Origin of the sequence: Autumnicola aciditolerans (assembly GCF_041679265.1) — a bacterium.
Taxonomy (GTDB): Bacteria; Bacteroidota; Bacteroidia; order Flavobacteriales; family Flavobacteriaceae; genus Autumnicola.
This window is the reverse complement of sequence record NZ_JBGFSM010000001.1, coordinates 252,522-272,760: the sequence shown is the minus strand read 5'-3', so window position 1 is coordinate 272,760 and position 20,239 is coordinate 252,522. Positions and strand designations below refer to the sequence as shown.

Annotated in this window: 23 protein-coding genes and 1 pseudogene; 14 read left to right on the top strand and 10 right to left on the bottom strand. The window is 39.5% G+C overall.

The annotated features are described in order from the left end of the window. Window positions 1–42: 42 nt before the first annotated feature. Complete coding sequence (locus AB8M93_RS01260; protein WP_373055783.1) at window positions 43–756, top strand: TerC family protein; 714 nt, start codon at window positions 43–45, stop codon at window positions 754–756. Here AB8M93_RS01260 and AB8M93_RS01255 read toward each other — a convergent pair. The 5 genes from AB8M93_RS01255 to gntA are packed head-to-tail and all read right to left on the bottom strand — an operon-like array spanning window position 746 to window position 4,200. Continuing rightward, window positions 746–1,327, bottom strand: coding sequence for a DUF1989 domain-containing protein (locus tag AB8M93_RS01255; RefSeq protein WP_373055781.1), 582 nt, complete (start codon window positions 1,325–1,327; stop codon window positions 746–748). The two genes, AB8M93_RS01260 and AB8M93_RS01255, sit on opposite strands and share 11 nt — an antisense overlap. 9 nt (window positions 1,328–1,336) lie before the next feature. Continuing rightward, window positions 1,337–2,251, bottom strand: a complete 915-nt coding sequence (gene ligD / locus AB8M93_RS01250; protein ID WP_373055780.1) for a non-homologous end-joining DNA ligase — start codon at window positions 2,249–2,251, stop codon at window positions 1,337–1,339. Further along, window positions 2,232–2,852 carry a DNA polymerase ligase N-terminal domain-containing protein gene (locus AB8M93_RS01245; RefSeq protein ID WP_373055778.1) on the bottom strand — a complete coding sequence of 207 codons (621 nt, stop codon included), beginning with the start codon at window positions 2,850–2,852 and terminating at the stop codon, window positions 2,232–2,234. The genes ligD and AB8M93_RS01245 overlap by 20 nt, the downstream gene beginning before the upstream one ends. A gap of 11 nt (window positions 2,853–2,863) precedes the next feature. Further along, window positions 2,864–3,484 carry an FMN-binding negative transcriptional regulator gene (locus AB8M93_RS01240; protein WP_373055776.1) on the bottom strand — a complete coding sequence of 207 codons (621 nt, stop codon included), beginning with the start codon at window positions 3,482–3,484 and terminating at the stop codon, window positions 2,864–2,866. A gap of 5 nt (window positions 3,485–3,489) precedes the next feature. Next, a complete protein-coding gene (gntA, locus tag AB8M93_RS01235) occupies window positions 3,490–4,200 on the bottom strand; it encodes a guanitoxin biosynthesis heme-dependent pre-guanitoxin N-hydroxylase GntA (RefSeq protein ID WP_373055774.1) in 711 nt (236 codons plus the stop codon). Between the two features lie 172 nt (window positions 4,201–4,372). Here gntA and AB8M93_RS01230 point away from each other — a divergent pair, with 172 nt between their 5' ends. Next, on the top strand, window positions 4,373–4,810 hold the full coding sequence (locus tag AB8M93_RS01230) for a hypothetical protein (protein WP_373055772.1): 438 nt from the start codon (window positions 4,373–4,375) through the stop codon (window positions 4,808–4,810). Here the strand turns inward: AB8M93_RS01230 and AB8M93_RS01225 are convergent, their stop codons facing one another. Genes AB8M93_RS01225 through AB8M93_RS01215 form a run of 3 tightly spaced genes read right to left on the bottom strand, consistent with a single transcriptional unit; the run spans window position 4,811 to window position 6,498 of the window. Next, window positions 4,811–5,077: a SemiSWEET family sugar transporter gene (locus tag AB8M93_RS01225; RefSeq protein WP_373055771.1), complete on the bottom strand. Its 267-nt coding sequence runs from the start codon at window positions 5,075–5,077 to the stop codon at window positions 4,811–4,813. Between the two features lie 2 nt (window positions 5,078–5,079). Continuing rightward, window positions 5,080–5,601, bottom strand: a complete 522-nt coding sequence (locus AB8M93_RS01220) for a DUF421 domain-containing protein (RefSeq protein ID WP_373055769.1) — start codon at window positions 5,599–5,601, stop codon at window positions 5,080–5,082. Window positions 5,602–5,649: 48 nt separating this feature from the next. After that, window positions 5,650–6,498 carry an SDR family oxidoreductase gene (locus tag AB8M93_RS01215; protein ID WP_373055767.1) on the bottom strand — a complete coding sequence of 283 codons (849 nt, stop codon included), beginning with the start codon at window positions 6,496–6,498 and terminating at the stop codon, window positions 5,650–5,652. Between the two features lie 185 nt (window positions 6,499–6,683). Here AB8M93_RS01215 and AB8M93_RS01210 point away from each other — a divergent pair, with 185 nt between their 5' ends. Together AB8M93_RS01210 and AB8M93_RS01205 are read left to right on the top strand one after the other, a co-directional pair. Beyond that, window positions 6,684–7,370 carry a glycerophosphodiester phosphodiesterase gene (locus AB8M93_RS01210; RefSeq protein ID WP_373055765.1) on the top strand — a complete coding sequence of 229 codons (687 nt, stop codon included), beginning with the start codon at window positions 6,684–6,686 and terminating at the stop codon, window positions 7,368–7,370. 329 nt (window positions 7,371–7,699) lie between these two features. Next, window positions 7,700–8,911, top strand: a complete 1,212-nt coding sequence (locus AB8M93_RS01205) for a BaiN/RdsA family NAD(P)/FAD-dependent oxidoreductase (protein ID WP_373055763.1) — start codon at window positions 7,700–7,702, stop codon at window positions 8,909–8,911. Here AB8M93_RS01205 and AB8M93_RS01200 read toward each other — a convergent pair. Continuing rightward, window positions 8,904–9,386, bottom strand: coding sequence for a TspO/MBR family protein (locus AB8M93_RS01200; RefSeq protein ID WP_373055761.1), 483 nt, complete (start codon window positions 9,384–9,386; stop codon window positions 8,904–8,906). The genes AB8M93_RS01205 and AB8M93_RS01200 overlap by 8 nt on opposite strands. A 94-nt stretch (window positions 9,387–9,480) precedes the next feature. Here AB8M93_RS01200 and AB8M93_RS01195 point away from each other — a divergent pair, with 94 nt between their 5' ends. The 10 genes and pseudogenes from AB8M93_RS01195 to AB8M93_RS01150 all read left to right on the top strand — a co-directional run bounded on the left by AB8M93_RS01195 (window position 9,481) and on the right by AB8M93_RS01150 (window position 18,815). Next, window positions 9,481–10,572: a diphosphomevalonate decarboxylase gene (locus tag AB8M93_RS01195; protein ID WP_373055759.1), complete on the top strand. Its 1,092-nt coding sequence runs from the start codon at window positions 9,481–9,483 to the stop codon at window positions 10,570–10,572. A gap of 9 nt (window positions 10,573–10,581) precedes the next feature. Further along, window positions 10,582–10,934, top strand: a pseudogene (locus tag AB8M93_RS01190) (four helix bundle protein). A 36-nt stretch (window positions 10,935–10,970) separates the two neighbouring features. After that, window positions 10,971–11,909, top strand: a complete 939-nt coding sequence (locus AB8M93_RS01185; protein ID WP_373055757.1) for a mevalonate kinase family protein — start codon at window positions 10,971–10,973, stop codon at window positions 11,907–11,909. 13 nt (window positions 11,910–11,922) lie between these two features. After that, complete coding sequence (locus tag AB8M93_RS01180) at window positions 11,923–12,828, top strand: geranylgeranylglycerol-phosphate geranylgeranyltransferase (protein ID WP_373055756.1); 906 nt, start codon at window positions 11,923–11,925, stop codon at window positions 12,826–12,828. A gap of 145 nt (window positions 12,829–12,973) precedes the next feature. Next, a complete protein-coding gene (locus tag AB8M93_RS01175; protein WP_373055755.1) occupies window positions 12,974–13,450 on the top strand; it encodes a nucleoside deaminase in 477 nt (158 codons plus the stop codon). A 104-nt stretch (window positions 13,451–13,554) separates the two neighbouring features. Then, on the top strand, window positions 13,555–14,403 hold the full coding sequence (locus tag AB8M93_RS01170; protein ID WP_373055753.1) for a pseudouridine synthase: 849 nt from the start codon (window positions 13,555–13,557) through the stop codon (window positions 14,401–14,403). Between the two features lie 373 nt (window positions 14,404–14,776). Next, window positions 14,777–16,180: an arginine decarboxylase gene (locus AB8M93_RS01165; protein WP_373055752.1), complete on the top strand. Its 1,404-nt coding sequence runs from the start codon at window positions 14,777–14,779 to the stop codon at window positions 16,178–16,180. A 54-nt stretch (window positions 16,181–16,234) separates the two neighbouring features. After that, window positions 16,235–17,113 carry an agmatinase gene (gene speB / locus AB8M93_RS01160; RefSeq protein ID WP_373055751.1) on the top strand — a complete coding sequence of 293 codons (879 nt, stop codon included), beginning with the start codon at window positions 16,235–16,237 and terminating at the stop codon, window positions 17,111–17,113. Continuing rightward, complete coding sequence (locus tag AB8M93_RS01155; protein ID WP_373055750.1) at window positions 17,106–18,077, top strand: deoxyhypusine synthase family protein; 972 nt, start codon at window positions 17,106–17,108, stop codon at window positions 18,075–18,077. The genes speB and AB8M93_RS01155 overlap by 8 nt, the downstream gene beginning before the upstream one ends. A 102-nt stretch (window positions 18,078–18,179) precedes the next feature. Further along, a complete protein-coding gene (locus AB8M93_RS01150; protein ID WP_373055749.1) occupies window positions 18,180–18,815 on the top strand; it encodes a lipid-A-disaccharide synthase N-terminal domain-containing protein in 636 nt (211 codons plus the stop codon). On the opposite strand, the gene AB8M93_RS01145 is transcribed toward AB8M93_RS01150, so the two are convergent. Continuing rightward, a complete protein-coding gene (locus AB8M93_RS01145; RefSeq protein ID WP_373055747.1) occupies window positions 18,805–20,172 on the bottom strand; it encodes an MptA/MptB family glycosyltransferase in 1,368 nt (455 codons plus the stop codon). The genes AB8M93_RS01150 and AB8M93_RS01145 overlap by 11 nt on opposite strands. Between the last annotated feature and the right edge of the window lie 67 nt (window positions 20,173–20,239).

The window sequence follows — 20,239 nt, the reverse complement described above, 5'->3', positions numbered from 1 at the left end:
GCAATTTTTCTACTTTTAGGAGGTATTTAAGCCTCTTATCTTATGGAAATGTTTTTACAACCCGATACCTGGGTAGCTTTGCTTACCTTGACTTTTATGGAAATTGTACTCGGGATAGATAATATTATTTTTATCTCTCTTGTTGCCGGCCGGTTGCCCCAGGATCAGCAAAAAAAGGCACGTCTCGGAGGCCTTTCCGCAGCACTGGTTATGCGGGTTTTGCTTTTGCTTAGTATTACATGGATTATAGGCCTTACCCAGCCAGTTCTAACTATTTCCGGATTTGATCTCAGCTGGAGAGATCTTATCTTAATTGCCGGAGGTATCTTTCTCCTTATTAAAAGTACCCTGGAGATTCATCATAAAATTGAAGGGCAGGAGGAAGAAAAGGAAGTGAAGCAGGTAAACTCTTTTGGGTATGCTATCCTTCAAATTGTAATGCTGGACATCATCTTTTCATTCGATTCCATTCTTACCGCGGTAGGTCTTACTGAAGAATTACTATTAATGATCATAGCCGTAATTATTTCTATTGTGGTTATGATGATTTTTGCCAAAACTGTAGGGGATTTTGTAAACAAACATCCCACTATTCAAATCCTGGCGCTGTCCTTTTTAATCCTGATTGGGGTAATGCTTATTGTAGAAGGAGCACATTATCATGTGCCCAAAGGCTACATCTACTTTGCGGTATTTTTCTCTCTTGCCATAGAAATGCTCAATATGCGATACCGTAAAAAGGCGGTTAATCAATAACTTCGTAATGAATAGGCTTAAAGCTGCCGTTGTTGCTATCTTCAGCAGAACATGCGGTTAAACCAATAATAAGATCCATCTGCGCTTCAAAAAGCACAAAATCCCCCGCTTTGCTCAAAGGTGGATCTACACTTATTTTGCCCTCAGTATTAAATTGAACATTCATAAAAATATTAAAAGCGGTGGGGATATCATCGGGTTCAATATTATATTTTTTCAAATTGGTATAGAGGTTTTCAAAACAACTCGGGTGGTACCCAGGATTGTTATACATAATCTGGAAAGTTTCAGGACTGCAGGGGGCAAGAAGAAAGTCATTGCGGCCGTTAGTGTCTTCAAGAATTTTCATCATTTTCCGGCTGCGGTTGCTCCATAAAAAATTGCCGCGGCTAATAAGAATACTTTCCTCAAAATCCAGCGTTTTCCCGCTGGAAATCTTCTCCCTTTTGTCTTCGGCATTAAACAACACCATATCGCTTACCTGTTGGCCTTTAGGATCTGTAACCTTTAGCTTTTGTCCTTTTTTTATTTTAAATGCTGCGCCTGTTTGCTTTTCAATAATCTGGGTCATGGTAGTTTGTTATTTTGCTGAAAGTTCTTTTAATTTTTTTTCTGCGGAATCTAAAGTAACTGCTTTTGCCGTAATTTTTTTCCATGGATCTTCTTTCCTGCCCATCCTGCGGAAAATGTTCTTAATTGTATATTTTTGAGAGGAATCCAGCGAAGATAATTCTTCCCACTCAATTGGCGTGGCAACCGGTGCGCCTGCAATAGGCCTTACTGCATAAGGAGCCACTGTGGTTTGCCCAAAACCGTTCCTGGCAACATCCAGGTAAAGTTTATTTCCACGTTTGTTTTTTCTTGCAGCAGTGGTAAATTCCTGCGGATGCTTTTTTTCGAGGTAATGTGCGATTTCCTGAGCAAATGCTCTAATTTCATCAAAGTTTTTCTCCGGTTTTAGTGGGACTACTACATGCAATCCCCTTGAACCGGTAGTCATAAGGAAAACGGGCAGGTTTAGTTTTTCTTCGAGAAATTCCTTAAAAATTAACGCGGCTCTCTTTACCTCGTTAAAATTATCTTCTGAAGGATCCAGGTCAAAAACCATCCGGTCCGGAAAATCAGGCTGGTCTTTTTTGCTCAGCCAGATGTGCGGAGTAATACAAGCCTGATTGGCAAGATAAATAAGGGTGGATTTATTGTTGCAAAGCACATAGCAGGTGGTTCCGCCATCCTGTTTCTCGATTTCGGTAGTATGGATCCAATCCGGAAAATAATCGGGTTCGTCTTTTTGAAAAAAGCGTTTATCTTCTATGCCGTTCGGAAAGCGCAACATGGTGATTGGCCGCTCCTGAAGGTGCGGCAGCATAACTTCAGCTATTTTTTCATAATAATCAATAAGATCGCCTTTGGTATAACCTTCCTTCGGGAAAAATATTTTTTCCCTTTTGGTAATTTCAAACTCAAATTCTTCCTTATCCTTTCTGGTTGCCATTTTCTTCTGAATCTTTCTTGATCTGTTCCATTGTTCTTCCGGTAAGCACAGATTTATTTTCTGTACTGGTAGGATTTCTTCTGGCATCTGCTTCCTCATCATCAGATTTTATAAGCAGCCATTGTTCATTCTTCCCTTTTTTAGTCCTGATGAGGCTATACCCACCCCTAATTTTCTCACCATTCAGGAGAAAGCTTGCATGCCCTTCCTTCAATTGCTTTTCCAGAGGGATAATATGGCCTTCAGCATCTTTCTTTTTTATCGAATAGGTCCCGGCATCCCATACCATAACTGTTCCTCCTCCATATTGATCTTCAGGAATAATCCCTTCAAAATCGGCATACTCTATGGGGTGATCTTCAGTAGTTATAGCCAGTCGTTTTTCATCAGGATCTGTAGATGGACCTTTAGGCACGGCCCAGCTTTTTAATACCCCTTTTACAAGAAGCCGGAAATCGTAATGTAAATTGGTGGCATCATGTTTTTGTATAACAAAAATGTCCTTTTTTCCCCTGGCGATTTCGGGATCACCAAAAGGTTCAGAAGAAACATTGAAATCTCTCCTGTCGCGGTACCTTTCTAAAAAACTTTTTGTTGCCATAACAAGATATTTTAGAGCAATTGCTGGTTTTCCTTTTCTATATCCTTTTTTAATGCCAGGCAGCTAGAGTCTTTGGTCTTTTCTAAATGTTGGGTTATTAATTTCAAATCTTCTTTTTCAAAACCCTGATGCAATTTTGCGACCGCTTCAATTTTCACAGGTTCTCCCCAAAATCCTTTAATTATTGGTAAATGTTGCTTAAGCATATCTTCCGGAAGGTCTTTGTATAAAAGAGGATTTTCCTGATCCTTTTCAAAATGAGAAACAAGGATTTCCAGAGATTCCTCCAGCTCTTTTCTAGTTTGCAATTTTAGTTTAACATTTACATGTATGGCCGAATAGTCCCATGTGCTTATGTCCTTCTCTCTGTACCAGGAAGAAGAAATATAACCCTGTGCACCATGAAAAATCAAAAGGGCTTCCAGGCCGTCTTTTAAATAGGGGTATTGTTCATTGTTCCAGGCAATATGGCCATGAAGAACAAAATGCTCCGCATTTCCCTTTGGGAGTACAGGAATGTGAGTAGCCAGCAGGCGCTCTCCTTGTAAAACTAACGTGGCAAAGGGATGTTTATTTATAAAATCAAAAATATATTTTTTATCTGTCTTCTTATATTTGTCCCGTTGGTACATTATGCTTATTTCTGATTAAGAAACGGACATTTCCATTCTTCACCAACTTTTCTTCCACTATATTGCCGGGCCTCGCTATTTTTTCCAAAATCTTCCAACATGGGGTTTATGTTTCCCTGAAGTTCTGTATCCCGTTCTCTTATTTTGTCGCGCACGGTTTGATAAGTCCCCATATCTCTTAACTTTTCAAACTGCCAGTGTAGGTTAAAAGCAATAGTGGGAAACGGGCTTTGTCTCGCTTTTCTTGAACTGTTTGGATGCAGCCCCACCATGTAAAAAGCTTTGCCGCCAAGACTAAAGCTGAATTTTTCACTCTCAGGATCTTTACTTACATTGGGATCCCATGCAGCGTCATCTGTCTCATGAAGAAACTGCAACTGCTTCCACAGCAATTGCTCAAACTGCTCTTCTGTAAAATTTTTACGACCTTTAAAAGCAGCCATGAAAGTAAAGAAATCGTTAGACTCAAAATCATAATTGTCAATATAGATTTTAAGGTCACGAAGAATTTCCCTTGCTGCTTGTTTAGACCCAAAATTTTCGTAGGCATGAAAATCTACATGGTCCATGCTAAAAACAGTCTGCGCCATTACGCATGGATGATTATCTTTTATAATGAAATCCTGAAATTCCTGTTCCATTTTCTTTTCAGAAATATCTTTAGATTTATCAACAGAAAGCTGCTCTTTTTGCGTTTTTATTTCCTTTGTCAACATTTTCGAGTGAATTTTTATTAAATTTAAAATGTTGTTCCCTCTGATGGAAATTCTTTAAGAATATCTTAGTGGTATTTTAATGAAGATTAACTACTGTAAAGCTTTAGCGTTAAGAGCCGTAGCTATATGCGTTACTTTAATGCTTTAAATTAGCCTGTAATCCCACAAGTAAATGAATATTGCGCTAATTCTTTTATCCGCTTTTACTGCTACTGCAGTAATGACTATTTTTACCTATATATGTGCAGCAGTTAGACATTCACAGTTTAAGCCCCCGGAGCTTTTAAACCAACTTTCCAGCAGTGCATCCACAATACCTCTTAAGGTGGGAAAAAATAATGTGCTGGGCTGGATTATCCATTTTGCCATAGGGCTGGCATTTGTACTTATTTTTGAGTGGATCTGGAATAACTTTTCTGTGGAAACCTCCATCCTGAGTGGTGCGGTTTTCGGTTTTTTTGCCGGAATTGTAGGAATTGGTGGCTGGAAAACCATGTTTGCCATTAATACAGATCCTCCAAATATAGAGCTGAGGTCTTTTTTTATCCAGTTACTGGTGGCTCATATCCTGTTTGGAATTACTGCAGCAGTAGTTTTTATGATGGCCTAATCACTTCTTTTTCCTGTACCTCACCATCAGGTAAAGCATAAGCCCGTTTAAAGCGAGGGACGCACCGTTAGTAGCAATAATAGGAAGATCATTCTGGGTGAATCCATAAACCACCCAAAGAAAAACTCCTAACAGTAATATTCCAAACATTAAAGGAGAGACATCTTCAACCTTTTTGGTTTTCCAGGCTTTTTTAATTTGTGGAATAACAGATACAGTGGTGCAAATCCCCGCAACAATTCCCAATACATCTGTCCAGGCAAGCATAATTAACGGTTTACATCACTTATTAGCCATTCTTCAAATTGCTCGTTTTTATCCTGGCTATGTAAGACAGAAATATCGCCCGTGGCCTCAAAAATTACCGCTCTTACCTGGGATAGGTTAAGGACATTGGCCTCCCTTAGTTTAGAACGGAGGTCACCTTCAGTAACTTTGGCTTTTTTAAGGTTCTCCTTTAAAATTTCACGGCCGTCCATAAGAAGTAAAGGAGTGTTATCTACTGCGTTACTTACTCCTTTAAACCTTCTTAAAAATGCTACAAACATCTGCATTCCATAGATAAGGCATAACCCAGCAATACCCTGGGAAATAGTAACCGCTTTTGAGAGGACCGTAGAAGCAACCATGGATCCAATAGCAACTGTAATTGCAAAGTCAAAACTGGACATTTTAGAGAAGCTGCGTTTCCCGGAAATACGCGTTAAAATAATGATGGCAATGTAAATGCCCACAGCATTTATTGCAATAGCTGCGATAGATTCCCAGCGGGTATTAAACCATTCTTCCATAGAATACTAAATAATTAAGTTGTAGAACAAGGTAAGAAGAAAGTATGGTTAACCTCCAATTTGTTCACCACCATTAACATGTATTACCTGTCCTGTAATATAACTGCTATCCTCTGAAGCGAGAAAAACATAGGCGGGTGCAACTTCTGAAGGTTGCCCCGCCCTGCCCATAGGAACTTTTTTGCCAAAATCCTTAATATCATCAAAAGTGGATGGGATAAGCGGCGTCCAGATTGGCCCCGGCGCTACGGCATTAACCCTTATTTCTTTATCCACCAACATTTTGGAAAGCGACCTTGTAAAAGTGGTAATGGCGCCTTTGGTACTGGAGTAATCCAGCAAATGGGAGCTGCCGCGATAGGAGGTGACAGAGGTGGTGTTAATTATACAGCTGTTTTTCTTAAGGTGCTTCAATGCTTCTTTTACAAGATAAAAGTACGGGTAAATATTTGTTTCAAAAGTCTCCTTCATCTGGTCTGTGGTAACATCCTCTATATTTTCTTGCGGAAACTGCACCGCGGCATTATTTACCAGGATATCAATTTTATTAAATTCTGAAAGACATTTTTGGATTGATTGCTTGCAAAAATCTTCATTTTTAAGGTCGCCTTCAATAATTAAACATTTTTGTCCTTCCTTTTCCACCATCTTTTTAGTTTCCAGCGCATCATCGTCTTCTTCAAGATAAATTATGGCAATAGCTGCACCTTCTCGTGCAAAATGAACGGCAACACTGCGGCCAATTCCGCTGTCTCCACCTGTGATAAAAGCTGTTTTTCCTTTTAGCTTCTCACTTCCTTTATAATTTTTTCTGATGATTTCCGGTTCTGGATGCATCTTATTTTGATCTCCCGGCTGGCTCTGGTCCTGCTGCGGAAAATTTTTTGATTGTGTCATAGCTTCAAATATTTATAATTTAATAGAGCTTAACCTGCCTGTATTATAGCTGAAGGTTGTGCAACATTAAAAATAAGAAGGCATTCCTTAAATAAAATGTTAAGTGGTCTTAAGTATTTCTAAATAAACTTTTCAAAATTTCCTGAAATCCGGTAGCTTTTCAGCTAAATAGATACCTTTGTGAGATGAATTCAGTTATTAAAATTGGACATCGCGGGGCTAAAGGGCATCTTGCTGAAAATACCCTGGAGAGCATCGCAAAAGCTATCGCTTTTGGAGTGGATATGGTAGAAATTGATGTGCACCGATGCGCTTCAGGCGAAATTGTGGTTATGCACGATTTCACCCTAGACCGTACTACAAATGTAAGTGGAGAAGTTGCCGCTAAGAGTTGGGAATATCTCAAAACCTTAAAGATAGAAAGGGAATTTAAGATCCCTCTGCTTACAGAAGTGCTGGCACTTATAGAAGGCAAATGTGCCATTAATATAGAATTAAAAGGATTGAATACCGCCCAGGCGGTCTGCGATATAGTACAGGAGCATATTAAAACTGGAAGTTGGGAGTATAAAGATTTTATCCTCTCCAGCTTTCAGAAGAATGAACTTTTTGAAGTTAGAAAATACGATGAGCAAATCCCTATTGGTATTTTAAGCAAAGCCAGCCTCGCTGAAGCCATAAATTTAGGAGAAAAGCTCAACGCTTCAGCTATTCATCCTTCCGCAGGGATAATTACACGTGAAAATGTGGTGGAGGCACAGGCGAAAGGATTCAAGGTAAATGTGTGGACGGTTAATGAACCCGAAACCATTGCCAGAATGAAGGAATTTGGGGTAGATGGCATTATTTCAGATTTTCCGGACAGGTTGTAGTGAAAAGTGAATAGTGAGAAGTGGAAAGTGAATAGTGAGAAGTGAAAAGTGAAAAGTGAATAGTGAGAAGTGAAAAGTGAGAAGTGAAAAGTGAAAAGTGATAAGTGAAAAGTGAGAAGTGAGAAGTGAAGAGTTATTTTCGGAATAGAAAAATGGTGAATTAAGGGTGGAAAATAAAAAAATTTCTGCAGTGATCTGCGGGCTGTTTCTTTTACGATGCAGGATTACAACTCGTTAAAAATAAATGGGAATTATTTTTTGTTCATTATCAGAAAAGACAAACTTCTAATAACTAAAGACTGCCAACTGAGAAAGGGACCAACAACTAAATGAACTACGAAATTATAGTAATTGGCGGGGGTGCTGCAGGGTTTTTCACGGCAATAAATGCTGCGGAATTGAAGCCTTCAGCTAAAATTCTTATCCTGGAAAGAGGAAAGGATGTGCTTACCAAAGTTCGTATTTCAGGTGGAGGCCGATGTAATGTTACTCATGCCGAATTTATTCCGAATAACCTGATTAAAAACTATCCCAGGGGAGAAAAGGAGCTGCGCGGGCCATTTCATCAGTTTATGACCGGCGATACCATAGCCTGGTTTGAGGAACGGGGAGTAGAGCTTAAAACTGAAGAAGACGGGAGGATGTTCCCGGTTTCGGATACTTCAGAAACCATTATTAACTGTTTTCTTGCGGAAGTTCAAAGGCTTAAAATTGACGTCAGGAAAAGTGAAACAGTAAAGACCATTCGCGATGAGGAAGATTTTTGGGAAATCGAAACTTCAAAAGCTACTTATTCCGCAGAAAAAATAGTGATAGCCACCGGCAGCAATCCCAGGATATGGAAATTGCTGGAGCAGCTGGGCCATAAAATAACTCCCGCCGTTCCTTCTCTTTTCACTTTTAATATTGAAGATAAACGTATTAAAGAGTTACCGGGAATTTCTACCTATGCTGAAGTAAAGGTACAGGGAGAAAAGCTTCAGGAAGAAGGGCCCTTGTTAATTACCCACTGGGGATTAAGCGGCCCGGCAATCTTAAAATTATCGGCCTGGGGCGCTAGGTTTTTAAATAAGAGGAATTATCAGTTTAAAATAGCGGTGAACTGGCTGCCGGGATCATCTTCCGAAGAAGTCCTCGAAAATTTAAAGCAGTTAAAAATAGCGCTCGCCAGGCAGCAGGTAGCCAAAAATGCCCAGTTTGAACTGCCAAAGCGATTATGGCAAAGCCTGGCAGAAGCAGCGGGAATAACAGAGCGGGAAACCTGGGCCAATTTGAATAAATCTCAGCTGTTGGCCTTCACATCTCAACTAACCCGTGCAGAATTTGAAGTCAATGGCAAAAGCACCTTTAAAGAAGAATTTGTTACTGCCGGAGGTGTGGATTTAAAGGAAGTGAATTTTAAAACCTTTGAAAGCAAACTGCGCAAAAACCTGGTTTTTGCGGGAGAGGTTTTAAACATAGATGCGGTCACCGGAGGTTTTAATTTTCAAAATGCCTGGACCGGGGGGTTTATTGCCGCAAAAGCTGTTGCTGCTAAATAGGGTTAAGGTGCCACACTTCAAAATTAACCACTGCCGCAAACATTATCCACATAGCATAGGGGATCATGAGCACCGTGGCGGTACCACTTATTATCCGGAACCATCTAATGGTAATGAGAACCAAAATAAATAAGGCTATAATGTCCAGTAGTGCCCAGAAAGGCTTGTGCAATCCAAAAAATAAAATAGACCAGAAGGCACTTAACAGCAGCTGAAAGCCAAAGTGGTAAAGCGCAACTTTTACCCATTTATGATAAAAACCTTTATGCCATACAAGGCCTGCGGCAATTCCGGTGATAAAGTACATGATAATCCACATTGGCCCAAAAATCCATTCCGGCAGATTAATCCAGGGTTTATGCAATTCTGGGTACCAGTCATAAATTCCGGCCTCGGTGGCAATACCTGCAAGAAAGCCAAAAAGAAGACAGACGGATACGGCAATAGTGCTGCTTATGAGTAACTTATGGCTCATCCTGGTTGGTTTTATCTACTAAAATAGGTATTTATTTGAAACTCTCCTTTATAAAACATTTCCATAAAAGATTACCTTTGTTAAAATTTCAGAAATGAGCGTAGAGGAGTTTCTTCCGCAGGAATATTCAGAGTCAGTTAAAAATGGGAGTTTTAAATGGCAGTCGCCCAGTAATATAGCCCTGGTGAAGTACTGGGGGAAAAAGCCAAAGCAGATTCCCGCCAATCCCTCAGTAAGTTTCACGTTAGATCATTGTAAAACACTAACCCGGCTTGATTTTCAGAAGAAAAATTCAGGAGAAGATTTTGAATTTGAAGTTTTTTTTGAGGGCAGGAAAAAGGATGATTTTAAGCCAAAAATCAATACTTTTTTTAAGCGGATTGAAAGTTATTGTCCTTTTCTTAAAGATTACTCCTTTAAAATTTATTCTGAAAATACCTTCCCGCACAGTAGCGGGATTGCTTCTTCGGCCAGCGGGATGAGTGCCTTGGCTTTGTGTATGATGAGCCTGGAAAAGGAACTAAACCCTGAAATGTCGGAGGGCTTTTTTAATAGGAAAGCATCCTTTCTGGCAAGGCTCGGTTCAGGAAGTGCCTGTAGGAGTATAAAAGGTGAAATGGTGGTTTGGGGAGAACATGAAAATATTAAGGGAAGCAGTGATTTGTATGGGATTGTTTATCCTGATGAGGTTCATGAAATTTTTAGAAACTATCAGGATACCATTTTACTTGTGGATAAAGGCAAAAAGGAAGTGAGCAGCAGTGTTGGGCATGATTTAATGCACGGCCATCCCTTTGCTGATGTTCGTTTTAAGCAGGCAGAGACAAATCTTACAAACCTTAAGCCGGTTTTTGCGGAAGGGAATCTGGAGGAATTTATTAAAATTGTAGAAAATGAAGCGCTTTCCCTGCACGCGATGATGATGAGCAGTATGCCTTATTTTATCCTGATGAAGCCCAATACCCTGAAGATCATTAACAAGATATGGGATTTTAGAAGAGAGACTAGTCTGCCGGTATGCTTCACCCTGGATGCCGGAGCCAATGTGCATGTACTTTACCCTGAGAAAAATAAAAATGAAATTTTTGAATTCATTAAGAATGAGTTAGTTGCCTGTTGTGAAAATGGGCAGTATATTTGCGACCAGTTGGGAAGCGGAGCAAAGCAGTTGTCAATGGAAAATTGATAATGTACAATGGAGAGAGAAAATGTTATAAAAATAAAAAGTTTTCAGTTCTCTGTAAAAATTGTTACTTTATATAAGCTTCTGACTTCTGTGAATAAAGAATTTGTAATGTCCAAACAATTGCTTCGATCGGGTACCGCAATTGGTGCATTGGTGAGAGAAGCAGAACAGGCAGAAAGCAAGGCAGATTTTATCATAAAATGGCTATAGCGCTTAAAGAGGCGAATGAAACAGAATACTGGCTTGAGCTATTAAATGCGACAGATTATTTAGAAAAAGAAAATTATCTGGATTCGCAAAAAGACATTAAGGAAATTTTGAAGTTACTGGTAGCAATATTAAAGACTGCAAAGCAGAAGTAATTACATTTTCCATTAACCATTGTCAAATGTAAATTTATGAAAGGACCTTTATTTTATTCAAAAATTCTTCTTTTCGGGGAATATGGAATTATCAAAGATTCCAAAGGTTTATCCATACCTTATAATTTTTACAACGGCGCTTTGAAAGTATCTGAGGATCCTTCTGAAGAGGCTAAAAGATCTAACCTTAATTTGCAGCGTTTTGCAGATTATCTGAAAGACCTTGAGCTGAAAAATCCGCAACTGGTACATTTTGACCTGGAAAGTTTAAATGCCGATATTGCTAATGGAATGTATTTTGATTCCAGCATCCCGCAAGGTTACGGGGTAGGGAGTAGCGGCGCTCTTGTGGCTGCTATTTATGATAAATACGCTACAGATAAAATTACTGTTCTCGAAAACCTTACCAGGGATAAATTATTGAAACTGAAGAAAATTTTTGGGGAAATGGAGTCCTTCTTTCACGGGAAATCTTCAGGCCTTGATCCGTTAAATTCTTACCTGAGCATCCCAATTCTCATAAACTCTAAAGACAATATCGAGCCTGCGGGAATTCCTTCCCAAACTGAAAAGGGAACAGGAGCAGTCTTTTTACTGGACAGCGGAATCACCGGGGAAACGGGCCCAATGGTAAGTATTTTTATGGAAAACATGAAGCAGGAACCTTTCCGGAAGATGCTCAAAGACCAGTTTGTAAAACACACCGATGCCTGTGTGGACGATTTTTTAAAGGGAGATGTAAAATCGCTTTTTAAAAATGTGAAAAGCCTTTCCCATGTGGTGCTGGATAATTTTAAACCTATGATCCCGGCACAATTTCATAAAATCTGGAAGCAGGGGATCGATACCAACGACTATTATTTAAAACTTTGTGGTTCCGGTGGCGGTGGATATATTTTAGGTTTTACAGAAGATATAGAAAAGGCCAAAAAAGCGCTTAAAGGCTATAATTTAGAGGTAGTCTATAACTTCTAGAACTTAAAAATACATGTCGGCCTTAATGAACAAACGCTTTTTGCTTAAGTTGCTTAGTTTGTTTTCTGTGGTGCGCGGTTACAACATCCTTATTGTAATTATCGCGCAGTATTTAACTTCAGCGTTTATTCTCGCACACGATTTGCCCCTAAGGGATATCCTTTTTGATGATAACCTGTTTTTTTTAATCCTTTCCACCGCAACGGTAATAGCTTCCGGGTATATTATAAATAATTTTTACGACAGCGAAAAAGACCTTATTAACAGGCCCAAAAAAACCATGCTGGACAGGGTGGTTAGCCAGCGCACCAAGCTCTCTGTATATTTTATTCTAAATTTTGCAGCGATTTTCTTTGCGAGTTATGTCTCCTTTCGTGCGGTGGTGTTCTTTTCACTTTACATTTTCGTGATCTGGTTTTACTCCCACCGGCTTAAAAAAATTCTTTTTGTAGGTAATCTTGTGGCTTCCATTTTAACCATAAGTCCGTTTTTTGCCATTTTCATCTATTACAAGAATTTTGAAACCGTTATTTTTATTCATGCCACATTTTTATATTTAATGATTGTGATGCGGGAGCTGGTAAAAGACCTGGAAAATATGCAGGGCGACCTGGTGCAGAATTATAGAACCATCCCGCTGGTTTACGGGGAAAAATGGAGCAAATTCTTCCTTGCCGTGCTTGCGGTACTGGCCGTAGTGCCGTTAATGCTGCTTAGCACCCGGTTTGAAATTGGGTATATGGATTACTACTTTTTTGCTTCGCTGGGCCTGCTGGTATTTTTTCTGCTTTTCCTCTACTTCAGTAAAGCAAAGTGGCAATACCTGGTGTTGCACAATATTTTGAAATTAATTATTGTGGCAGGGGTTTTTAGCATTTTGCTCATAGATCCCGATGAGGTGCTTACCCGGGTATTTTAATCTCTTATAATTTCTTCGGAAGAATCCTTCGGCATTAAAAACAGCAGAAGTTGCATTTTGATTAATTTTGCTGTCTTAATTGAATGACTTAGCAATAAATTCTTAAAATCCCTTCGGCACAAAGCCGGAAGAAAATTTAGATTAAATGAATAAAACTCATGAAGAATTCCTAAAGCGTGCCATTGCGCTTGCTGAAAAAGGAATGGATAAAGGTGCCGGCGGCCCATTTGGCGCCGTAATAGTAAAAGATAATGAAATTATAGCTGAAGCTTACAACAAGGTAACTTCCACCAACGATCCTACTGCCCATGCAGAGGTGGTAGCCATTAGGAAAGCTTGTAAAGAACTGGAGAGTTTCCAATTGGATGGCTGTATTTTGTACACTTCCTGCGAGCCCTGCCCAATGTGCCTTGGAGCTATTTACTGGGCACGGCCAAAAGAAGTATACTATGCCTTAGACCGTGATGATGCCGCTGAAATTGGTTTTGATGATCAGTTTATTTATGACGAAATAGATAAAGACATGCAAGACCGGCGCATAAAATTTGTAAAAATGGCCAGGGAAGAAGGCCTGCCTGTTTTTAAAAAATGGCAGGAAAAAAACAACCGTATAGAATATTAAATGCAGAAGACTGGATTTCCACGAAATGGTAGCGTCTCCACAAATCTTTCATTAAATCTTATTTAACTCACAATCTATCCAGTATCTTTGCAAAAAATATCAGTATGAGCAGAAACGATAATTCTTCACGAGGCAAAATGAGCGGAAGGCAAGGTGGGGAGCGAAAAAAATCCTATGCCAGGGGAAATGCGCCCGTGGGTAAAAAGGATAAGACAGCAGCGCCCCCTAAAAAAGCAGCTGATGCCGGCGGGATTCGCCTTAATAAATATATTGCCAATGCCGGGATATGCTCCAGGAGGGATGCCGATATTTTTATTTCAGCCGGCAACGTTACCGTAAATGGTAAAACGGTAACTGAAATGGGTTATAAGGTACAGCTAGATGATGAGGTGAAGTTTGACGGCCGTAGTGTAAGTCCTGATAAACCGGAATATTTTCTGCTGAACAAACCAAAAGGATTCTACACCACGGGAAGCATTGAAAAAGGTGGGAGAACCGTAATGGATATTATGAGCAGGGCTTCAAAATCTAAGTTGGATCCCGTAGGAAAACTAGATACACAGGCTACAGGTTTACTGGTTTTTACCAATGATGGGACATTGGCTAAAAATCTTGCAAAACCAAAAAACGGCATCCGACAGATTTACCATGTAGAGCTAAATAAACCCCTTTCACAGGAGGATCTGGAAAAGATAAGGGAAGGCGTTTTTATTGAAAAAAGCAAACTAACTGTCCAGGAGATAAGCTATGTTACAGACCGGCCAAAAAATGAAATTGGACTGGAAATTAAAAGTATTAAAGCACATATTGTCCAGAAACTTTTTAAAAGCCTGGGCTATGAGGTGGTAAGGCTGGACCGCGTGGTCTTTGGCGGATTAACAAAAAAGGATCTTCCAAGGGGCCGGTTTAGAGTGTTAACCAACCAGGAACTCATAAACCTTCGTAATCTTTAGCCATTTTAAAAGGACTTTGCTGCTTTACAAAATACCTAAACTTTAATCACTGTTTAAGGTAATTTCCTGCCAGGAAAAAATCTTCTGAATTTTTCTCAGGATGAGGTTTGAAATAATTTTTTTATACATTTACATCAGTTTTACGATCTAAATTCTAAAGATTAAAACTGTTGATGATAAACAATAATAAAGAGTGACATACTCTTTTTCCATCCAGGTTGCTTACATGCAGCGTAAGGAATTGTCTTCCCTAAACAGCGGGAAGGTATCGCCGGGCTCTCAGAAAATCTTTCTTAACAATAATTTACCAATCATATTTTTTGGTACAATAAATTAATGCCTAATTTTTACTCTTTAAAATTAAAATAATCCATTGAATACCAAGTATAGAGATCTAATAGACCAAACCTACTATTTCCCGCAGGAAGAATTTAAACTTGAAGAAAACGGACTTCATTTCCACAATATAGATTTGATGCATCTTGTGGAAAAATATGGTGCTCCCTTAAAATTCACTTACCTGCCCAAAATTTCAGAAAATATTAACCGGGCAAAGAAGTGGTTCCGGGATGCTATAGAAAAGCATGATTATCAGGGAAGGTATAATTACTGTTATTGCACAAAAAGTTCTCATTTTGAGCATGTGCTTAAGGAAGCCCTTAAAAATGATATTCATATTGAGACCTCTTCTGCTTTTGATATTAATATTGTTGAAAAATTAAAGGCTTCAGGAAAAATAACCGATGATACCTATGTGATCTGCAACGGTTTTAAGCGTGACCAGTATATTTCTAACATTTCAAGATTGGTAAATGAAGGGCATAAAAACTGTATTCCAATTATAGACAATTATGAAGAAATAGATCTTCTTAGTGATAACATTGAAGAGGATTTTGAAGTTGGGATTCGCATTGCTTCTGAAGAAGAACCAAAATTTGAATTCTATACCTCCCGCCTTGGGATTGGGTATAAGGATATTGTTCCTTTTTACAACCAAAAGATTAAAAGCAATGATAAGGTAAACTTGCGAATGTTGCATTTCTTTATCAATACCGGGATTCGCGATACCGCATATTACTGGAACGAGCTAAACAAATGCCTTAAGGTGTATATAAACCTTAAGAAAATCTGCCCCAGCCTTGACAGTCTGAATATAGGAGGAGGCTTTCCTATAAAAAATTCCCTTGCTTTTGATTATGATTACGCCTACATGGTAGAGGAGATCATTAACCAGATAAAACTGGCCTGCGCCGAAGCAGATGTGGATGTACCCCATATTTTTACTGAATTCGGGAGTTTTACCGTGGGAGAAAGCGGTGGCGCGATCTATGAAATTCTATACCAGAAGCAACAAAATGACCGTGAGAAATGGAATATGATCAATTCGTCCTTTATTACCACACTTCCCGATACCTGGGCGATTAGTAAAAAATTTGTGATGCTGGCCGTAAACAGGTGGAATGATGAATATGAACGGGTGCTCCTTGGAGGATTAACTTGTGACAGTGACGATTATTATAATTCTGAACAAAATACCAACGCTATTTATCTTCCTAAATATAAACGGGACAAGCCCCTTTATATTGGCTTTTTTAATACCGGTGCGTATCAGGAAACCATTGGGGGGTTTGGAGGTTTACAACACTGTCTTATCCCGCAGCCAAAGCATATTCTTATAGATAAGGATGAGAATGGCAGGATAACAACACAATTATTCAGCGCCCAGCAAAATGTAGAAGAAATGTTGAATATATTAGGTTATGGTTCAGGCAACTAAAAAATTTATACCTTAGTTCTTTATAAAATTCAGTTTAAAAATCAACAACTAACAATGAGCAAGAAGAATTACGCAGGGATACCAGATAAATATGCTCGTATAGACGATGCAAAAGTGGTATTGATTCCTGTCCCTTATGATGGAACCAGCACATGGCAGAAAGGAGCAGATAAGGGTCCTGATGCATTTTTGGAAGCTTCAGAAAACATGGAGCTTTATGATATTGAAACCCGCAGTGAGGTCTATAAAAAAGGAATTTACCTGGCCCCTCCGGTAACAGAGAATTCTTCTCCGGAAAAAATGGTGGAAGCCGTTTACAAAACCACCAAGAACTATATCAAGCAGGAAAAGTTTGTAACCCTTTTTGGAGGTGAGCATTCCCTTTCTATAGGGTCTATACGCGCTTTTAATGAATCTTTTGAAGACCTTACCGTAGTGCAGCTGGATGCCCATGCAGATCTGCGGCCAGAATATGAAGGGAGCAAATGCAGCCATGCCTGCGCTCTTCATGAAGCAAGTAAAACCACCAACCTCGTACAGGTAGGAATCCGCTCTATGGATATTTCAGAAAAGGACCATATGGATGAAAACCAGGTGTATTTTGCCCACGATTTATATGAAGACTGGCAGGACGATGCCCTTGGGCAAATGACGCCAAATGTTTTTATAACCATAGATCTGGATGCATTTGATCCTTCCATCCTCCCATCTACAGGAACCCCGGAGCCGGGTGGATTGTTTTGGTACGAAACCCTGGAGTTTCTAAAACTGCTGTTCAAAAAGAAGAACGTAGTAGGTTTTGACATTGTGGAACTTTGCCCAAATGAAAAGGAAAAGTCCTCAGATTTTCTGGCGGCCAAGCTTTATTATAAAATGTTGAGCTACAAATTCAAATATTTAAATTATAACGAAGAAGAAGACGAAGATGAGTAAAGGAGCAATCTCTCAATTTATTGAAAAATATTATTTACATTTTAATTCCGCAGCCCTTGTAGATGCCGCTAAAGATTACGAAAAGCAGCTGGAAAAAGGCTCAAAAATGCTGGTTTCCCTTGCCGGGGCAATGAGTACTGCCGAACTCGGAAAGATCTTTGCCGAAATGATTCGGCAGGATAAGGTGCAGATCATTTCCTGTACAGGCGCTAATCTGGAAGAAGATGTAATGAACCTTGTTGCCCATTCTCATTATAAAAGAGTGCCAAATTATCGTGATCTTACTCCTAAAGAAGAGTGGAATCTCCTGGAACAGGGCCTTAACCGGGTAACCGATACCTGCATTCCTGAAGAAGAAGCCTTCCGCAGGATTCAGCACAATATTGTGAAGATATGGAAGGAGGCCGAAGAAAAAGGAGAACGGTATTTCCCGCATGAATTTATTTACAAGCTATTGCTATCCGGGGCTTTGGAAGAATATTACGAAATAGACCTGAAGGATTCCTGGATGTACGCCGCGGCAGAAAAAAATCTGCCTATTGTGGTGCCAGGCTGGGAAGACAGTACGCTAGGAAATATTTTCGCTTCTTACTGCTTAAAAGGAGAATTAAAACCTTCTACCATGAAATCTGGCATAGAATACATGACTTTTCTGGCCGACTGGTATACCGAAAATAGCAATAACGGCATTGGCTTTTTCCAGATAGGTGGAGGAATTGCCGGGGATTTCCCAATTTGTGTGGTACCTATGCTTTACCAGGATATGGAAAGAACCGATACTCCTTTCTGGAGTTATTTCTGCCAGATCTCAGATTCTACCACAAGTTATGGATCCTATTCAGGAGCGGTACCTAATGAAAAAATAACCTGGGGAAAACTGGATATAGATACACCAAAACATATTATTGAAAGCGATGCCACTATCGTGGCACCATTGGTATTTGCCTACTTGCTGGATATGTAAAATAAATTCTCAATATAAGATACAGCTGCCTGATATGCGTTTTCATAGTATTAGGCAGCTGTTGTGTTTTCCTGCTTTTCGGGAAGCTCCTAATATTTCAACATGAATCAGTGGATAATTTTTGCAATAGGCTTTCTTGCGCAACTTCTGTTTTCTGCAAGACTGGTTTCCCAATGGTTCCTTTCTGAAAAGGCCAAAAAAGTGGAGACTCCTGTACTCTATTGGAAATTAAGCCTGTTAGCTTCCCTGCTCTTATTTACCTACGGTTACCTTAGAGAAGACCTGGCCATCATGCTGGGGCAGTTCCTCATTTATGGTGTTTACTGGAGAAATTTAAGAATTCAGCACGAATGGAAAAATCGCAGGGTATTGTTTAAGCTTCTGGTGGTGGCCTTTCCAATACTTATTATTTTATACATCGCCCTATTTGGCAGGCTGGACTGGAAAGATCTTATTAAAGGAGAGAATATGGCTCCCTGGATGTTGGTACTGGGAATATTGGGGCAGCTGGTGTACACCGGCAGGTTTTTCTATCAGTGGTATTATGCTGAAAAAAATAAAAAATCTACACTGCCCACGGGCTTCTGGATATTAAGTCTTACAGGATCCTGCCTGTTACTTACTTACGGAATTTTTAGGAAGGATCCGGTATTAATTTCTGCGCACTTTTTTGGAGGGGTTATCTACATAAGGGATTTATACCTCTCTCAAAAAACGGGAGCGGAGCCTAGACGTTAACAAATTTCCGCTTTTTTAATTCATAGCCCAAAACGGCAAAAACACTTATATATTCTATCGCCAGCAACCCTAAATTTTCCTGAAACCCTGGGTTCGCGTAAGCAGCGTAACTAAGTATTACTACTAGCGTCCACAAAATCATATAGCGGTAGGTTGTAAATACAGAGAGTAACAGGGGAGTGGCCAGATACCAGGGATGTACAGTGGTGCTTAGAAAAAAATAAGCCGAAATTCCCAACAGGCAGCTGGTAAGAAACCCCCTGAAGTCGCGGTTTGGTATTTTTACCGCCAAAAGCACCAATAACAAAAGGCTAAGGAGAGGCAGGATCTTTCCTGCATAAACAATCACATTAAAACCTGTTAACCGGAATCCAATCCAGCGGATAATATAGAAGATACTGGCATTAAATTCAAATTTACCAAACCACAGGCTTATGCTTTGAGAGAAATTCCGCAGAAATTCTTCAGATATAAAAGGGAGAAACGTAAGCACCACCACGAGCAGGCTTATGGAATAATATGCTACCAGTTTTTTAAAATGTATTTTTTCTGCAACTTGCTCTTCTTCAGTTTCTTTTTTCCGGAAAAACTTCAGGAATAATGGCAGTATTAGTAAGGGCAGAAGTTTAACCGAAATGGAAAGGCCCAGCAATATTGCGCTCCAGATCCATTTTTTTCGGCTTAAAAGATAAAGAGACCAGATTAGGAAAAACAGCATTACGCCTTCAAAATGTAAATTCCCGGTAAGTTCTATAATTACAAAGGGATTCAGAATAAACCAGAAGATTTGATGTTCCGGCAGGTTTAAAGCCAAAAGAAGTTTTCTCCCGAAATATAAAACTCCAATGTCCGCTGAAATAATGATCAGCCGCATTACTACCACCGCGCCTAAAATACTTTTACCTGAAAAAAAAGTAGCAATGCCAAAAAGCAGCTGATTTATAGGTGGATAATTAGAATAGTTTCCGGCGCTTAAAGTACCCATTCCATTAAGTAATTCGGCGTGATCACCGATTATCTTCAAATTTGCGGGCAATTCTTCCGGTAAGTAGAGAAAAGGGTTTAGACCTTCAGTGACCAGTCTTCCATCCCAGATAAAACGGTAAAAATCCTGGGAGAGGTTTGGTAGCGTAAACAGGAACAAGAGCCGAACAATTATAGCTGCTCCCATGAGAAATCTAAAATTCCTCTTCTCCAGTTTTATAAGCTTGAAGCTAAGAAAGAATAATGAGCCGTAGAGGGTAATGAGCTTGATAAAATCACTCCTTTCGAGCCCATATCCAAAACTTATATAAAATGCAGCAATGGCAAGCAGCAGCAGAATAGAGAATTTATGGTGCTTCAGAAATTTTTTCATCTTGATTTTTGCCGGATTTTGCCAATTTTTACCTACGTATTATTTGGATCTTCAAGTTGAAATTTAC